Consider the following 17,818-nt stretch of genomic DNA (forward strand, 5'->3'; position numbering starts at 1 on the left):
CATAAATCACTACAAAAGTAGTTACAAAAGTAGTTAAAAGAAGGCTAATTTATAGTGAATAAGAGCGTTCTCGCAATGAAAGATTGCGACTTAGCGTACGGTTATAAAACTGTTGTAACTGGTCTTAACGGAAGTGTAGAAGCTGGAGAGGCTTTAGCTTTGATTGGGCCTAATGGTTCTGGAAAAACAACGTTTTTGCAGGCGATTATTGGTATTGTGCGAGTAAGCCATGGAAGCTTAACAATGCCAAAAACGGTTTCTATAGGCTACGTTCCTCAACAAGTTGATTTGGATTTGACTTTTCCAATCACCGCTCGTCAAGTTGTAGCAATGGGCTTAAGCAGGCAAACTGGATTCCTGGGTTTGCTTAAAAAAAGCCAGAAAAAAGCTGTTGAGAGCGCTCTTAATCATGTTGGTTTGCTAAATAGGGCAGATGTGCGATTTGGTGATCTTTCTGGAGGCCAGCGCCAGCGCATTTTGCTTGCTAGAGCTATTGTTGCGCGACCTACGTTGATTCTTTTAGACGAGCCTTTTAATGGATTAGACGAGCCGAATCGAAAAGAGTTGCTCAATATTATGAAGTCCGCTAAAGAAGATGGGATTTCGTTTATTGTCTCTACTCACGACCTTGTAATCGCGGATGCGATTTGCGAAAAAGCATTGCTTTTGGCTGGTCGTCAAGTGGCTTTTGGGCCTCTTAGAAAAGTCATGACTAAAGAAAACATATCTTTGGCTTATGGCGGAAGTATGCCAGCTGCAAGTGCGGGTCTTACTTTGAATCAATTAGCAAACAAAGATGATTCGTTAGATGATTCGTTAGATGATTCGTTAAATGATTCGTTAGATGCATCAACTGATTCAAGCATTTCGGGCACTGCTTTAGGAGACAAATCCAATGCTAGCTGAATTGGTTGAGTCTTTGCGCAAAATCCTCGAGCCTATACCAGGATTTGACTTTATTGCGTCTGCTCCCTACATTTTTAGGCCTTTCTGTCTTCTGATTGTTCTTGCGATTGCTAGCGGAATAGTTGGAGTGTTTGTTAACTTAAGATGCGCCGAGTTTAATGCGGAGGCTTTGGTTCACGGGATTTTCCCTGGAATCGTAGTTGGAGCGTTGTATGGAGGAATTGGGCAAATTATTCCAGGAGCTTCGATTTGTGCAATCTTTCTGGTCGCAGCTCTTGTGTGGGCATCTAGGTCTCAAAAAATCAACGAGTCAATAATTGCAACAGTTTTAACAACATTTTTTGCGCTTGGAATCGTAATATCTCTTAAAAAGGGAGATATGTCTGGCCAGCTAGAAGCGCTTATGTTTGGACGTTTGCTAGATGTTACAGACGATAGAATGACTCAAGCAATGTTTATTTGTTTATTTGCAATCGCATTGCTTGTTCTAACTTGGAAGAAGCAGATTGTTGTTGCGTTTGACCGCGCTAGTGCTCCTTTAATGGGTGTTAATACTTTACTTGTAGATATTGTGCTAAACGTTGCAATTGCAGCTGTTGTAGTTTCTGCATCTTCGGCTGTTGGCGTACTTCTTGTTATTGGATATCTTGTGATTCCTGGAGCTAGCGCAAGATTGGTTGCGCGTACTGTTGGGCGAATGGCAGCGGTTGGCGTTTCTGTTGGTATTGCTGGCGTTTTATTAGGCATGTACGCTATGAACTTGGAGCTTGATCACCCAGTTTCTCCGCAAGCTGCAGTGGCACTAAGTATTTGCGCAATGTTTGTAGTTGTTTTGATTTTAAGATTCTTATACAGAGTTACATACGCGCTAGTGTTTTCTAAAAAGTTTTCTAAAAAGAAAAAGTCTAGCGCAATAGAGGCTGGTGGAAAGTAATAATGGTAAGTATTTGGCAAATTATTGCTCTTCCGATTGTAGAAGCAATCGCTGTTGGAGCATTATGCGGTTTTGTTGGATCTTTGGCTTTGCTTAATCAGCGTATTTTCTTCACCGAGTCTATAACTCACGCTGCTTTTCCAGGAGCTGTAATCGGAGTTGTAGTTACATCTGTTTATACGATTGACCAAAACGTTTTGTCTATTGGTCTTTTTATTGGCGCTGCTTTGGCTTGTATTGTTTTGTCTTTTATGATGCATGTGCTTTCTAAACTAAAGGGCATATCTTCTCAAGCTTCTGCTGGAATAACTCTTACTGTTGGTTTTGCTAGCGGCTACTTTTTGAACAAGTGGTTTGCTCCTCTTCCATTGCGAATTGAGGGTTTTTTAACAGGGTCATTGCTTAATTGCACTCCTGCAGACGTGATTTTTGCGATTATTGCATTCGCTCTTGCACTAGGATTGTGGAGTTTTAATAGTGCTAATTTGATTCATTGCTCTTTTGACTCCATTAATTACAAAGCTTTAGGAGGCAGAAGCGGATTAATGCAAGGAATTGTTCTTGCGCTAATAATCATTACGGTTTCGGTAATTATTCCAGCTGTTGGAACTGTTGTTTCGGTATCTTTAATCGCAGCTCCTGCAGCAGCACTTAAAAGCAGAATGCGTTCGATTAACAAATTTGTGTTTGCGTGCGTATTGTCTTCTATTTTTATAGCGCTTTTAGGACTTGCCTTAGCTGTGATTTTAAGACTTTCTGCTGGCGGAACTATCGCGATTTGCGCTGGATGCTTCTTTTTGGTTGTAAAGCTTAGTGAAAGCATCTTTTTGAAAATACATGAGATTTATTCTGGTTTTTGCAAAAAATCATTGTTAAAAAGTCGCTCTGTTGTTCTAGAGTAACAGAGAATTGCGCGTGAAAAATGCGTGCGATTGACGTCGTTTTTTGCGCGTTTTATTTATGTTTTAATCGCGTAAGTTTATCGACGCCACACAAGTCCAGGTCTGCACATTAGTAACGCAAGACCCCGATAGAAAAGGACAATTATGGCTGAAAATACCATCTCCATCACCGTAAACGAGGAACGCAAGGAGGTGGATGCAAGCTTCACTGGCGTTGAACTTTTCGCGGAAGATAAGAATATTATTGCCGTGCGTTTAAATGGCGAGTTGCGTGATTTGTACACGCCTCTTCATAACGGCGATACCGTGGAATCAGTAGCACTTGATAGTGAAGATGGCATCGCAATCATGCGTCATTCCGCTACACACGTGATGGCTCAAGCTGTTCAAGAAATTCGACCAGACGCAAAGTTGGGCGTAGGTCCTGTAATTAAAGACGGCTTCTACTATGATTTCGATGTTGATACTCCATTTACGCCAGACGATTTGAAGCAAATCGAAAAGTATATGCAGCGCATTATTAAAGAGTCTCAAAGCTTCCGTCGCCGCGTTGTAACAGAAGATGAAGCGCGCGAAGAAGAAGCAAATCAACCTTATAAGTTGGAGTTGATTGGAGATAAGGAAGCTGCTCTTGATCCAGCTGCTGCTGGCGAAATTAGCAAGCATGAGCTTAGCATGTACGACAATTTGGATCGCGAAGGCAATAAAGTTTGGAGCGATTTGTGCCGCGGTCCGCATTTGCCAAACACTCGCTATATTAAGGCTTTTAAGCTTGAGCGTGTAGCTGCAGCTTACTGGCGCGGTTCGGAGCATAATCCTATGCTTCAGCGCATTTACGGAACTGCATGGCCTAGCAAGGAAGAGCTTAAGGCTTACACAACTCGCATGGAAGAGGCTGCTAAGCGCGATCATCGTAAGCTTGGTCAAGAGATGGATTTGTTCTCATTCCCAGACGAGATTGGTCCAGGCTTGGCGGTGTTCCATCCAAAGGGTGCTGCAATCATTAACGCAATGGAAGATTATTCGCGCGAGCAGCACAGAAAGCATCACTACAGCTTTGTGCAAACTCCTCACATTACTAAGGGCGGCTTGTACGAGACTTCTGGCCACTTGCAGTGGTACAAGGATGGCATGTATCCTCCAATGAAGCTTGACGAAGAGCGCGACGAAAACGGTAACGTAACTCGCCAAGGTGCTGACTACTACTTGAAGCCAATGAATTGCCCGATGCATAACTTGATCTTTAAGTCTCGCCAGCGTTCGTACCGCGAACTTCCTTTGCGATTGTTTGAGTTTGGTACCGTGTATCGCTACGAAAAGTCTGGCGTTGTGCATGGCTTAACTCGTGTTCGCGGATTGACTCAAGATGATTCGCATATTTACTGCACTCGCGAGCAGATGCGCGATGAGTTGAAGAGCTTGCTTAACTTTGTGCTTGGTCTTCTTAAAGACTTTGGTTTGAACGACTTCTACTTGGAGCTTTCCACTAAGGATGAGCACAAGTTTGTTGGTTCCGACGAGATTTGGGAAGAAGCAACAAACACTTTGGCAGAAGTTGCTAAAGATTCTGGTTTGGAACTCGTGGACGATCCAGGTGGAGCTGCATTCTACGGACCTAAGATTTCTGTACAAGCTCGCGATGCAATCGGCCGCACTTGGCAGGTTTCTACTATTCAGCTCGATTTCAACTTGCCTGAACGCTTTAAGTTGGAGTACATTGCGGCTGACGGTAGCCACCAGCGCCCTGTGATGATTCACCGCGCACTCTTCGGCTCTATTGAGCGCTTCTTTGCTATTTTGCTTGAGCATTATGCAGGCGCGTTCCCAGCATGGTTGGCTCCAGTTCAGGTGACTGGCGTTCCTGTTGCAGACGAGTTCGCTCCGCACTTGCAAAAGTTTATTAACGATTTGGAAGAGAATATGGTTCGTTGCGAGATGGACAGCTCCGATGATCGCTTTGGCAAGAAGATTCGTAACGCTTCTAAGTCTAAGGTGCCTTTCACTTTGATTGCTGGCGAAGAGGATGTGAACAACAATGCTGTGAGCTTCCGCTTCCGCGATGGTAGCCAATTAAACGGTGTTCCAGCCCAGCAAGCTAAAGAGTGGATTTTGTCCATTATTAAGCAGCGCGTTCAGGTGAATACTGCAGAAGATTTCGAGCGCTACACTAAGTAGCTTCCGCAATATAACTTACGTAGCATAAATCAACGCAAAACAACGTAAGTCAACGCAAAACAAACCCGCACTTCTTAACGTTGTGCGGGTTTGTTTTTTATTCTTGATTTTTTACTAGTGACTTAGTTACTTAAGCAGTGCACGAATTGCTTCGACTTGCTCGCTATTAACTTGACTTGCAGGCTCGCGAACAAGCGTGCTAATCGGCAATCCCTTAAGATTTACAGCAGCTTTAATCGCAGAGATAAACAAGTCAGTAGTGTTGTAAACTGCCATCAAGTGGCTGATTCTTTTAGCACATTCAATAAGATGCGCAAAGTCGCCAGTCTCATACGCTTTATGCAAAGCTGCAAAAGTTTCTGGCTCTACATTAGTAAGACCACAAATCACGCCATTTCCTCCAGCAATCCTGTTAGGAGTGTAGTACTCGTCAAAACCGGAGAAAACAACAAAATCTGGGTTTACGCGTCTAGTTGCTTCAATCATTGCGCGAGTATGGCTTATAGTATCTACCGTGTCTTTAATGCCAACAATATTCGGGTATTTTTCAGCAAGATTTGCAACTAAGCTTGGTGTTAAATCGCTGCCAGTTCGAGCAGGGAAGTTGTATAGAATAACAGGCGAGCTAGTTGCGCTCGCAATTGCTCCAAAGTAGCGTTCTGCGGTTTGTGCAGTTGGTCCAAAGTAATATGGAGATACAGCTACAACAGCGTCTGCTCCGCAACTTTGCGCAAACTTAGTAAAGTCAAGTACTTCGTTAAGATTAGTGTTTCCAACGCCTATAAGAACTGGAACTCTGTGATTAACGTGTTCAATAGCAAACTTAGCAGCTTCCTTTTTTACGCTAAGTGGGTATGCGTAGAACTCGCCGATGCTGCCAAAAATCAATATGCCATTAATCCCAGCATCAATCAGATGGTCTAAGTGCTTTGCCCATAAGTCGTAGTCAATGCTTCCGTCATCTTTGCTTACAGTTATTGATGGGCAAAAAACGCCCTTAAAAGCATGTAAGTCGAGCTTTGCGCTATTAGAAGTAGTCATAAAATTCGTCCTTTTATTTAATTATTTTGTGTATTGAATTATGGGGCATAAGACTTTAACTGGCAAAATCTTACACCCCATAAGCAATGATTACTAAAATCGACTATTAAAATCGACTATTCAAATAACTTAATTAATTACAGTTTAATACCATACGCCTTCTTTGCATTATTCATAAAGAAATCTTCGTCGTCTCCAAAAAGCTCAACCATTAAGTCAAGATGCTGCTTAAGTGAAGAATTCAACTTAACAACTGGCCAATTAGAGCTAAAGAGTAGGCGATCAGGGCTAAATGTGTCTTTTACAAACTTAACAATATCTGGATTTACTGGATTATCTCCAGAAATCTTAATATAGCTGTGTGGAAGCTTTGCAAACGCACGCAAAGCAGCGCAGGAATCCTCGTCTAATCCTGGAACATTGCCCAAATGGTTTAGAACAACAGTAACTTCTGGAACTTGCTCAAAAGCTTTAGCCATATCGCCAAGTTCTTCGCCACGATTGCAAAGCTCGAAAGGCATGCCCTTCTTTGCCATTGCCTTAAGGCCACCAATAAATGAAGGCTCTAGGCAGCGGCCGCGTGGCTCGCTTGGAATGTGAAGAGGCTCGCGAATGCCAGTTGCGTTAATTGGTACGCGCATAAATGGATCCAACGTAACTCTAAGCATTTTAGCTAGAATCTTAGGATTAGGATTTTCTCCAATAAGCCTATCTTCTAGCTCGTGGTCTGCAGCATCAACCTCAACGTATACGCCGCCGAGGAAGTCAACGCCCAAGTCTGCATATTCTTTTTCTAGCTGCTCTAGAGTAAAAGTGTGGTTTAACTTGTCTAAGCCATCTAGCCAAGGCAAGACTTGCTTTGTTGGATCCCAAATATGAAAATGGGAATCTAAAATACGAAGTTGAGACATAATAAACTTTCCTTTCTAAAGACTTTTTAAAGACTTTCAAATAAAGACTTTGTAGTTCTTTGCAAATCACTTAGCTTCTACAAGACCAATCTTGGAGCCCCACAATGCGTACCAAGCAACATACAAGAATCCTGGAACGGTGAGCAGCACTGCAACCTCAATGCCAGCAAAATCTTGTACAAATCCAAGGAATAGTGGGATTATAGCTGCGCCAACAACGCTCATAATCAAAGCGGAAGAGCCAGTCTTTGCAGCAGAGCCATGAATTCCCTTTAAGGTAAGTGAGAACACGGTTGGGAATCCAATAGACACAAACAGGTAGGAGATAATGTAGGCCACTACAGAAATCTTGCCGAGTCCAAGGAATGCTACAAACATAAGCACTGCGCTCAAAACCATGTAGGTTCCAAGAATCTTATCGCTATCAAACTTTGTCATAAGAGGCGTTGTAATAAAGCGACCAAGGGTGAACATTAAGGAAACGATTGCAAGCATAGACGCCGCAATACCAGTTGTTACTCCAGCACCCCAATGCTTAAGAGCAAACGATGAGAACATTGCCATTCCAACAACCTGAAGGCCTACAAATACAAATTCTGCAATAACGCCAAGTGTAAAGTATGGCTTCTTAACAAGATGCAAGAATGAAGAATCGCCCTTATTTTCTTGATCTGCCTCAACATCTCCTGGAGGTGTAGGAAGCTTAAAGCAGAAGAAGATTGCAATAACCGCAATAAGAACAATGCCAATAACAATGTAAATCATGCGAGTATCGCTAAGGAACTTCGACTTAGCAAATTCAAATCCTGGTTCGCCTTGCTTAACGGTTTTACCAATAATGTTGCCAAGAATAAGCGGGCCAACAATGCTGCCAACGCCGTTAAAGCTTTGTGCCATGTTGATTCTAAAGGATTCGCCCTTTTCGTCGCCAAGCTTTGTAATGTATGGGTTGCAGTTTGTTTCCAAAGTTGCAGCACCAAGAGCAATAATAAACATTGCTATAAGGAACATAACATAGCTTGCTGTAGCGGTTGCAGGAATTACAGCAAATGCGCCGATTGCAAAGAGTGCAAGACCGCTAATTACGCCGCCCTTGTACCCAAAGCGCTTTGCGATTAAACCTGCAGGAATAGCCATTACAAAGTATGCGCCAAAGTATGCAACCTGAAGCAGCGCTGCTTCTGTGTTGTTTAGATTTAAGTAATGTCCAAATGGGGAATTAAGAGCATTGACCAAATTCATGGTCAAACCCCATACGAAGAACAAAGATGTTACCAATACAATGGCAATTATAGTTTTTGAGCTACTTTTGTTATTGTTAACAACCACGTTGTCGTTTTCTTTTGTAGTCATCGTCACTCCCGTGTGAGAATAATTCAAAGAGTTTAAGATTTTAAGTTCTTAAATGATTTTGTGCAATGGTGCGCAAGCACACATTTTGCATTGCGCACCATCGACTAGTTAAATTGCACCGAATCTTAAATTTGCATTTGTGATTTAAGACAAAGCGCGATCAAGATGCACGTAGCCGCCATCAACGAATACCCACTGACCAGTGGTGTGCGAAGAGCGATCCGAAAGCAGGAATGCGGCTTCGTTTCCAATCTCTTCCGTGGTAGTCATGCGGTTCTCCAGAGGAATCTTGTCGGTAATAACCTTCAAACGAGCCTGCTGAGCTGCTTCGTCGCCAAAGGTCTTAATCCAATCGGCATACAGTGGGGTCCAGCATTCGGAGACAACAATCGCGTTTACGCGCACGCGGTCATGAACAAGTGCTGCAGCCCATTCGCGAGTCAAGCCCAAGATTCCACCCTTTGCAGCAGCGTAGGCACTGGTCTTGCCCTGGCCTGTTAGAGCAGTCTTAGAAGAAATGTTCACAACAGCGCCGTGGCTTTCCTTTAAGTACTTTACAGCAGCGTGAACAGTCTCGTAGTAGTGGGTAAGGTTTCCGTGAATCGACTTCTCGAAGTCGCGCCAAGAAGTGGATTCCAAATCCTTGTTGTCGTTAACACCAGCGTTATTTACAATGCCGTCAATATGACCATACTTCTTGTAGGTTTCTTCAATAATTGGTGCAATCTCGTCCGTGTCGTTTAAGTCGAGAAGATAAACATCGTAGTTCTTTGTATATTGCTCAATATCCTTGCGGAATGTCTCTTCTGCAGGGTCTGCGCGGTTAATAACTACTGGAATTGCGCCCTCTTGTGCAAGCTGAAGCGTAATGCCCTTACCAATGCCCTTGAATCCACCTGTTACGATGAAAACTTTGCCTTCCAAATGCAAATCCATAATGAACTCCTTTGTTAAATGATGTGGTTTGCTTTTTGAATCTTAAATTATGAATCTTGATTAAAGTGGCTAGCAATTTAAAATAAACAGCTTAATGTAAACTGCTAGCCACAATTGCATAACTATCCGCGATAAAGGTACTTTTCGGCTGTTTCCAGCGTCATCTCAGTGCCATTACCTGGGGCAGTTGGTGCAACGTAATTACCATTCTTGATTTGTGTTGGATGCACAAAGTGCTCGTGTTGATTGTCTACGTATTCAATCATGCGGCCTTCCTTTGTGCCAGAAACTGCAACGTAATCAAACATTGCAAAGTGGCACACAGCTTCGCACAATCCAACGCCACCTGCGTGTGGGCAAACTGGCTTGTTAAACTTACGAGCAAGCAAGTATTCGAGAACAACTTCTTGTGGGCCTGCAACTCGAGTTGCGTCGATTTGCATGATTCCAAACGCGTTTGCTTGCAAGTATTGCTTGAACATGATTCTGCTTTGCATTTGCTCGCCAGTTGCAACTGGTATTGGGTTGATTGCGCGGGCGATTGTTGCGTGTCCAATAACGTCGTCTGGGCTTGTTGGCTCTTCTACCCAAGCTAAGTCGAAGTCGTGGAAGCGATTAATCCAAGTGATTGCTGTTGGAACATCCCATACTTGGTTTGCGTCTACTGCAAGGCGAACGTCTGGGCCAATTGCTTCGCGAGCAAGGGCGAGTCTTCTCAAATCGTCGTCTACATTTTGACCAACCTTAAGCTTAATTTGCTTAAAGCCTTTAACTTGCGATTCTTCCTTAGCGATTGCAACCATTTTCTCATCGCTGTAACCGAGCCAGCCTGCGGCAGTGGAGTAGCCTGGGTAGCCGTTTACAAGCAAATCAGCAATTCGCTCTTCCTTGCCTTTTTGACCATCTTGCAAGAATTCGATTGCTTCTTCTGGCCTTAAGGCGTCTGTCATATAGCGGAAGTCGAGCGTAGAGACTAATTCCTTTGGATCCATCTCGGCGAGTAAGCGCCACAAAGGCTTTCCAGCTCTCTTTGCTTTAATATCCCACAATGCGCTCAAAATAGCGCCAATTGCCATGTGTTCTACGCCTTTTTCTGGGCCTAGCCAGCGAAGTTGTGAGTCGTGAACAAAAAGATCCCATGCAAGACGCATGTTGTCTAGTAATTCTTCTACATTCCTGCCGATAAGCACTTGAGACATGGAGTCGATTGCTGCGCAAACAACATCGTTTCCGCGGCCAATTGTAAATACAAATCCAACGCCTTTAATGCCATCGTCTAGGCTGGTTTTGATTTCTACGTATGCAGATGAATAATCTGGATCTTTGTTCATTGCGTCGGACCCAGAAAGCGTTTGCGACGTAGGGAATCTAAAATCATAGGTTTTTACTGATGTAATTGTACTCATAACGATTTGTGCTCCTTTGCTTTAAGATCGTTGTGACCTACATTTTTAATTTTATATCAAAATAATGGAAAAATGTTGTAGTATGAGTAGAAATTTTCGTAAAGCGATTTTTGCGAATATTTCGACAATGGCACAATGTGATAAATGTCATATTTTTGATTTTTTGATTATTGAAAAATTGAGCTTTTTCATTAGGAAAATCGTGCATTTAGTCCGCGTTTTGCTTGCGACTAATGGCAAATAATTTTATTATTCGGCGTGTCGTAAGAAATTTTCGCATTTTTTGCGCGTTAAATGCGAAATAGTGTATTATGGAACCTGTAATAACCTTGATAAATCAAGCAATAGTGCTATTTTTCAGTTTTTCTGGCAGCTTGTATTATTGCGGATAATCTTAAGTATGTATGCGAATTTTTCTTTAAGATTAGTGATTTAGATAGAAAATGATTTAGATGGAAAATGCGTTAAGCAAAAACGCGTAGAAGCTAGAAAGGGAGAAAATGGCCATAAATAGCAAACAAAGTGGTTTAGAAGAATCTGAATCGTTGAAGCCTAAGATTACAGAACTTGCTAAAGAAGCTGGTGTTTCTCCGTCTACAATATCTAAGGTAATAAACGGTAGGTCGGGAGTATCGGAAGAAACTAGAAGACGCGTAGAAAAAGTTCTAGCTAAAAGTGGGCGCGATTATTCTCTTGTTAGCACTAAAATTTCTCCAACAGTTGAGCTACTTGTAGATTACGTTGCAAATAATGGCACGATTGAGATGATTACTTACGCGTCTCGCTGGGCGCAAAAAGAAGGATTAGCGCTTACGGTTGCTCAGACTAACAATGGTAAAAAGCGCGAGGAATGCTTGCGTGGAATAGTAGATAGAAATCCTTTGGGTGTTATATCGCAAATGTCTGATCTAGAAGAAAAAGATAAAGAATTTTTGCGTATGCGCAATATTCCGCTTGTGATTATTGACCCAGTTTCTGTTGGCAACGGCAACGATCACACGATTTCTATTGATAATTGGACAGGTTCCTACGAGCTTACTCGGCATTTGATTAGTTTGGGTCATAAGAGAATTGGAGTTATTACAGGCCCATTAAACGTTCAATCTGGTGTTGCTCGCTTTGCTGGATACAGTGCTGCTATGGAACAAGCTGGTTTGAGTGTTGATAAAGATTTAGTAAAAGAGGGCGATTATCTTCCAGAGCTTGGATACAAAATGGCTTGTAGTCTTTTGGATTTGCCTAAAGCCAAGCGTCCAACTGCGATTTTTGCTTGCAACGATATTACTGCTGTAAATGTGTATCGTGCAGCTCGAGAACGCGGAATTAAGTTAGGAACAGAGCTTTCGGTTGCAGGCTTTGATGACGTTTATCCTGCGCAATATTTGATGCCTTCTTTAACAACCGTTAATCAGCCTTTTGATATTATGGCAAAAAATGCTGTTAGTATGATTCTTGCGATTCGAGAAGGCAAGGAGATCGAAAATCAACTAGTTCTTCCTGCTCATGTTGTTATTCGAGACAGCACTCAGCCAGTTGTTGATTAATAGAAAACTTGTAGATATAGGCTTTATGGCTTATTACATACAAAATGTGGACGCAACTTAAATCAAGATAAATCAAGATAAATTGCGTCCACAAATTGTTTGTTCTAAATGTGCGTATTTATTTATTGTTTGCTTATTTTTAGAAGACTACGCAAAGAGCTACATCAAGCTTGTGTAAATCTTGCGAATGTCTTCCAAAGTGGCCTTGCGTGGGTTTCCTGGAGTGCAAACATCTGCCAAAGCGTCGTGGCTTAAGCCTTCAATATCTGCCTCACTAGCTCCAACTTCGCTAATCTTAGTAGGATTTCCAAGCTTAACCGTTAAGTCGTGAACTGCCTTTACAGCAGCATTGCGCACGGTCTCGAGGTCGTCGGTGTATGCGTTTGGAACGTCGAATGCGGCAGCAATATCGCGATACTTTTCGCCAGTGTAATCCTTGTTATATTCCATAACAGGAGCGAGCAAAATTCCGTTTGCAACGCCATGAGCAACGCCAAGGCGACCACCGAGTGGGTGAGCCATGCCGTGAACCAAGCCCAAACCAACGTTGGAGTATGCCATGCCAGTTATATAGCTTGCGTAAGCCATTTGTTCGCCTGCTGGAACATCTCCGTCTGCGCTCTTTGCAAGGTTTTGTGCAATCATGCGAATTGTTTGCAAAGACAGGCAATCCGAAAGGCTCCATGCACCTGGAGTAATGAAACCTTCGATTGCGTGTGTGAGTGCGTCCAAACCAGTTGCAACTTTAAGCGAGCGTGGCATGGAATCGGTGAGATCTGGGTCTACGAATGCAACGATTGGAATATCGTGAGGGTCTACTGCAACGAACTTGCGGAGCTTTGCAGTATCTGTAACAACATAGTTGATTGTTGTTTCGGACGCAGTTCCAGCGGTTGTTGGCACGCCAAAGATTGGTACAGAAGGATTCTTTGTATCTGCAACGCCTTCTAGAGAAAGAACATCGCCAAACTCTGGGTTAGCTACAATAATTCCAATGCCTTTGCAAGTATCTTGCGGAGAGCCGCCGCCGAGTCCAATAAGGAAGTCTGCGCCAGATGCCTTGAACTTTTCTACACCGTCTTGAATGCATTCAACAGGTGGATTTGGCTTTACGTTGTCGAATACTTCGTATGGAAGACCAGCGGATTCTAGAACGTCGGTAACTCTTTTAACGGTTCCAGTCTTTACAAGAACAGGATCTGTTACAACAAATGCTTTTTTGAAGCCATGTGCTTTAGCAACGTTTGGAATCTCTTTGATTGCTCCGCGACCAAAGTAAGCAGTCTGATTAAAAATCATTCTATAGACCATGCGAAAATCTCCTTTGAGTTTCTTGTTGGCTCATGCCAAATTTTGGTAGTCGATTAATATTTTACAATATTGCATGACATTTGGCGAGTGTGTTAAATAAGTGTTTTGTTACTAAAATTAACAAATAAACAATTAAAATGAACATAAACTAACTAATTTGACGCATTTTTATTTATTTTAGATATAAATAAGCACATTTATAAAAATTCGAGCACATGATTTGTAATGCTTATTTTGAAGGAAAAATATTAATCATGTTAAGAAAAATTCTTTAATTGATGGTGTTGTAGTTATCTAATTGATTTATTTTGCATTAAATAATCTGTCTGAAATGAAAATTTATGCCTGTAATATTACGCCTGTGAATTTAAGCCTATAATACTGGTTCTCATACTAAAGTATGACGATTTTATATAAGAGCATTTTTGTATCAAAATTTAATATCAAAATCCCTATTATTCCAATGAAAATATCAGCCTTACGCACTATAGAGAATGCGTTTTTAATCACGTAAATTGTAATTGTAAGGTAATCACAGAAGTATGTGAGGTGCAAAATGAGTGTTGAAAATAGTCAAGATACGCGTTTTACGCAAATGAATTATTCCGCTCAAGAAGGTTTGATTGGCGAGACTGCGGTTGCAGCTTTGCATGTTGTTAAAGATTTTGGAAAGGGCGCAGGCATTGTTCACGCTTTGCGAGATGTAAGCGTAAGTTTTGAGCGCGGCAAGTTTACGGCGATTATGGGCCCTTCTGGTTCTGGAAAGTCAACGTTAATGCATTCTTTAGCCGGTCTTGACAGCGTTAATTCTGGAAAAGTTTTGGTGGATGGCCTAGATATTACAGGTATGAGCGATAAGCAGCTTACGCTTATGCGCCGCGAAATGGTTGGGTTCATTTTCCAAAGTTTTAATCTTCTTCCAATGTTTAGCGCTGAGCAAAATATTCTTATGCCTCTTACTTTGGCAGGCAAAAAGCCAGATAAGCAATGGTTTAATACTTTGGTTAATACTCTTGGCTTGCAAGATCGCTTAAAGCATAGGCCTGCCGAACTTTCTGGCGGTCAGCGCCAACGCGTTGCGATTGCTAGAGCTTTAATATCTAAGCCTTCCGTAGTTTTTGCAGATGAACCTACCGGTAATCTCGATTCCGCTTCCAGCTTGGAAGTTTTGCATTTTTTGAAGAAGTCTGTAACGGAGCTTGGTCAAACTGTGATTATGGTTACTCACGACGCTGTTGCAGCGTCTTATGCGGATCGAGCAATCGTGTTTGCAGATGGTCAAATCGTTGAAGACGTGCAAAATCCTACTGCAGAAGGCATGAGCAAGATGCTTATGGAACGCAGCGAGGCTGGTATTAATAATCAGCCTGCTCAATTGCAATAAAAGGTGGTGAAGTTAGAATGTGGAAAATCGCACTAAAACTTATGCGTAAAAGCATGCGCATGCTAATCGCCTCTGGAATTGCAATTCTTATAGGCAGCATGTTTATGAGCGCTACTTTGCTTTTTGCAAACAGCGTTGATGACTTGATGGTTCGCAATGCAACAGATGAATTCGGTAGCGCAAATTATGCAATATCATTTAGGAATCCTAACAGTTCCCCGAGTAGTGAGATTCATTATAAAGACCTTCATTTAGACGAAATATCGAAGATGCCTGGTGTTAACGGTATTCGTAGTGACGATGCGACTGCTCTTGTAAGAGTGGAAAAAGGTGATAAATCAGCTACGAGTATCGCTTGGTCTAATGGTTTGTATGGAAATCTTCCTGTGTATAAATCAACAGAAGGTAGAGATCCGCAAAAAATAGGCGAAATCACGCTTATTAAAAGTATTGCTAAATCAATACATGCAAACGTTGGCGATACTATAACTTTGGTTAAAGTAGATGACACTGGCGGAGATAAAGAAAAATCGTACGATGTTCGTGTGGTTGGTCTTGTTGATGATGGAGAGCATTCTCAAATACCATTTTCAAATCGCGGCACGTATCTTGGTGGCGTAACGAATGATTTTTGTGCAAAACTCAACAATCTTAAGAATTTTGACAATGAAGTTGTGCAAAGCAAAGTGTACATGAGTATTGATGAATCTAAAATAAACGATTTATCTCCTAAGATTAACTCTTTGCTTCCTTCGAGATTCTCTCTTATGTCTAGGCATGAAGTTGGCGTAAGAGCTGTTCGAAATGTGTCTAACGGTACCAATTTTGTAACCATGTTCTTGCTATCTTTTGGTATTCTAGCGTTGCTTATTTCTTCGCTTGTTATAGCAAACACATTCCAAGTTTTGGTTGCTCAACGCAGACGCACTCTTGCACTTTTGCGCGTAATCGGTGCACAATCGCACCAGCTTTATGCAGCAGTTTTGCTTGAAGCTGCAATACTTGGAGTTATTTCTGCGGCTGTTGGCGTGCTTTGCGCAATAGGATTTATGGGCGCAATTAGTAACGTGAATATTAATTCTGGACCGTTATCTAAGATTCCTTTGATTGTTTCGCTTCCAGCGGTTGTGTGGCCAATAGCAATTGGCACGATTGTAACAGTTCTTGCATCTATGAGTGCTGCTCGATCTGCTACAAAAGTAACGCCTATGGAAGCGCTGCGACCAATGGATTTGATTAAAGATAAGCGTGCAAGCATTATTCGCGCTGTTTTTGGCGTTCTGTTTATTGTTGTAGGTATTTTAGCTGCGGCTTTAAGTGCTACTTCTTTAGCAAGCATGATTGCGAGGAAGTCTCCCACTGCTGGTTCTGACTCTTGGATGACTTTGCTTGGAGCAATGTTTGGTTGTGCGCTTGTTTTTATTGGCATTATTATTACAGCAACATTCTGGATGCCGTTTGCTATGAAGGCAACTGGAGCAATCATGGCACTTTGTGGGCCAGCTTCTAAAGTTGCTAATGCAAACGTGCAAAGAAATCCTAGAAGAGTTGCAGCAACTGGAACAGCTTTGCTTATTGGCGTAACGCTTGTTTCTACAGTAGTAACGGGCGCAATCTGCGGTAAAGCAACTCTTAAAGGTGTTGTTGATGACCATTACAGTGTTGACATTATTATTCAAGGCAAGAATGTTGATGAATCTTTAGCTGCCGACATTTCAAAGATTAGTGGAATAAAGCATACTGAGTTGCTTCCTGCAGTTCCTATGACTTTTAAGAATGCTAAGGGTAAAACTGAGTACGCTATGGCAGCTGGAGTTGATAATACAGATCAACTTAGAAATGTAATGCACACTGATCTTGATGGCGTTAATATAAACAGGGATTCTGTGCTTTTGCCTAAGTTTAATAATGAAGGTGGAGAGCCTTTTGAGCTTAAAAAAGGAAACCTTGATTTGCAAGCTTATGTAGAAAAGTACAGTTCTAGTGAAGATAGTGTAGATAGTATTACGCCATTTACTGGAATGAATACAGACTCGAGTAATAACGATAAGAGCATTACTGTAAAGCAAGTTCAGTTTAAGAAGTATAGAAATGTTAATATATATTCAAGGAATACTGCTTTTGTTAGCAAATCTTACTTCAATAACTACCTTAAGCCTACAACGCATATTTTGCTTATTTCGGTAGACTCTAGCAAAGCTAATCTTGTAGATATTGTTAAGAATATTAGAAATATTACATCTAGCTATGCGGAGGTTATGGCTGGTGGAAGCGTGTTCCAACGAGCGCAGTGGGAGAGTGCTATCGACATAATGATGATGTTGCTTGTTGGCTTAATAGCAGTAGCTGTTGTGATTGCTTTAATAGGCGTTGCAAACACATTAAGCTTGTCTGTTATTGAGCGCACTAAAGAATCTGCAACTTTGCGCGCAATCGGCATGACAAGAGGACAGGTTAGAAGATCTCTTGCGTTGGAAGCAACGTTGATTTCCCTAACAAGCACTGTTTCTGGCTTGATTGTTGGAACAGCGTTTGGTTGGATTGGATCTTATATGGTATTTAGCGCAATTGGCAAAGTTCCGTTTGTAATTGATTGGACTATTTACGCGGTTCTTGCTCTAATCGCTTTACTTGCAGCGCTTCTTTCCAGCGTGCTTCCAGCTCGTAGAGCAGTAAAGTCTTCGCCAGTAGTTGCGCTCGCAGAAGACTAAAACACATGTTGTTATAACATATATTAAAATAGTTGTAAAAACAGAAATAATGCTGGTGTAATCATGCATCAGCATTATTTTTTTCTGCATAATGTGCGACACGCGCAAAAAATAATGTGATATATATTAAAAAAATAGATAGATTTTATGCATAAAATACAATTATTTAAATATTATTAGTATCTATTTATAATTTTATCGGGAAAATCGAAAAAATTAAGTATTAAATATTTGTTATAACAACTTAAGTGAAAAATTTTTCGAATATTGTGCGTTGAAAACTTATTTATTTCTCTGTTACTAT

The 17,818-nt window shown here is 41.6% G+C and carries 13 protein-coding genes; 7 read left to right on the forward strand and 6 right to left on the reverse strand.

All coding sequences use genetic code 11. The annotated features are described in order from the left end of the window. The first annotated feature begins 75 nt into the window (after positions 1-75). The 4 genes from HXT30_RS02070 (at position 76) to thrS (ending at position 4,917) form a co-directional block, all read left to right on the forward strand. A complete protein-coding gene (locus HXT30_RS02070) occupies positions 76-906 on the forward strand; it encodes a metal ABC transporter ATP-binding protein (RefSeq protein ID WP_422111819.1) in 831 nt (276 codons plus the stop codon). Further along, positions 896-1,840: a metal ABC transporter permease gene (locus tag HXT30_RS02075; RefSeq protein WP_422111732.1), complete on the forward strand. Its 945-nt coding sequence runs from the start codon at positions 896-898 to the stop codon at positions 1,838-1,840. The genes HXT30_RS02070 and HXT30_RS02075 overlap by 11 nt, the downstream gene beginning before the upstream one ends. 2 nt (positions 1,841-1,842) lie before the next feature. After that, positions 1,843-2,742, forward strand: a complete 900-nt coding sequence (locus HXT30_RS02080; RefSeq protein WP_422111733.1) for a metal ABC transporter permease — start codon at positions 1,843-1,845, stop codon at positions 2,740-2,742. A gap of 144 nt (positions 2,743-2,886) precedes the next feature. Then, positions 2,887-4,917 carry a threonine--tRNA ligase gene (gene thrS / locus HXT30_RS02085; protein WP_422111734.1) on the forward strand — a complete coding sequence of 677 codons (2,031 nt, stop codon included), beginning with the start codon at positions 2,887-2,889 and terminating at the stop codon, positions 4,915-4,917. Positions 4,918-5,043: 126 nt separating this feature from the next. On the opposite strand, the gene HXT30_RS02090 is transcribed toward thrS, so the two are convergent. The 5 genes from HXT30_RS02090 to HXT30_RS02110 form a co-directional block, all read right to left on the reverse strand. Then, the gene (locus tag HXT30_RS02090) at positions 5,044-5,958 is read right to left on the reverse strand and encodes a dihydrodipicolinate synthase family protein (protein WP_422111735.1); all 915 of its coding nucleotides are present in this window, start codon (positions 5,956-5,958) and stop codon (positions 5,044-5,046) included. Positions 5,959-6,095: 137 nt separating this feature from the next. Beyond that, positions 6,096-6,869: an amidohydrolase family protein gene (locus tag HXT30_RS02095; RefSeq protein WP_016800650.1), complete on the reverse strand. Its 774-nt coding sequence runs from the start codon at positions 6,867-6,869 to the stop codon at positions 6,096-6,098. A gap of 66 nt (positions 6,870-6,935) precedes the next feature. Next, positions 6,936-8,222, reverse strand: a complete 1,287-nt coding sequence (locus HXT30_RS02100) for an MFS transporter (RefSeq protein WP_422111736.1) — start codon at positions 8,220-8,222, stop codon at positions 6,936-6,938. A 144-nt stretch (positions 8,223-8,366) separates the two neighbouring features. Next, entirely contained in the window at positions 8,367-9,158 is a 792-nt protein-coding gene (locus HXT30_RS02105; RefSeq protein WP_004130434.1) for an SDR family oxidoreductase, read from the reverse strand. Between the two features lie 122 nt (positions 9,159-9,280). Beyond that, positions 9,281-10,564: an enolase C-terminal domain-like protein gene (locus HXT30_RS02110; RefSeq protein ID WP_004130435.1), complete on the reverse strand. Its 1,284-nt coding sequence runs from the start codon at positions 10,562-10,564 to the stop codon at positions 9,281-9,283. A gap of 500 nt (positions 10,565-11,064) precedes the next feature. Between HXT30_RS02110 and HXT30_RS02115 the strand changes: the two genes are divergently transcribed. Next, complete coding sequence (locus tag HXT30_RS02115) at positions 11,065-12,108, forward strand: LacI family DNA-binding transcriptional regulator (protein ID WP_422111737.1); 1,044 nt, start codon at positions 11,065-11,067, stop codon at positions 12,106-12,108. A gap of 159 nt (positions 12,109-12,267) precedes the next feature. Here HXT30_RS02115 and fucO read toward each other — a convergent pair whose 3' ends face one another. Further along, on the reverse strand, positions 12,268-13,419 hold the full coding sequence (fucO, locus tag HXT30_RS02120) for a lactaldehyde reductase (protein WP_020757132.1): 1,152 nt from the start codon (positions 13,417-13,419) through the stop codon (positions 12,268-12,270). 556 nt (positions 13,420-13,975) lie between these two features. Here fucO and HXT30_RS02125 point away from each other — a divergent pair. Together HXT30_RS02125 and HXT30_RS02130 are read left to right on the forward strand one after the other, a co-directional pair. Then, entirely contained in the window at positions 13,976-14,803 is an 828-nt protein-coding gene (locus HXT30_RS02125; protein WP_020757133.1) for an ABC transporter ATP-binding protein, read from the forward strand. 17 nt (positions 14,804-14,820) lie between these two features. Then, on the forward strand, positions 14,821-17,514 hold the full coding sequence (locus tag HXT30_RS02130) for an ABC transporter permease (RefSeq protein WP_422111738.1): 2,694 nt from the start codon (positions 14,821-14,823) through the stop codon (positions 17,512-17,514). Positions 17,515-17,818 lie beyond the last annotated feature (304 nt).

The organism is Gardnerella sp. DNF00571G (genome assembly GCF_049262695.1).
GTDB lineage: Bacteria > Actinomycetota > Actinomycetes > Actinomycetales > Bifidobacteriaceae > Bifidobacterium > Bifidobacterium piotii.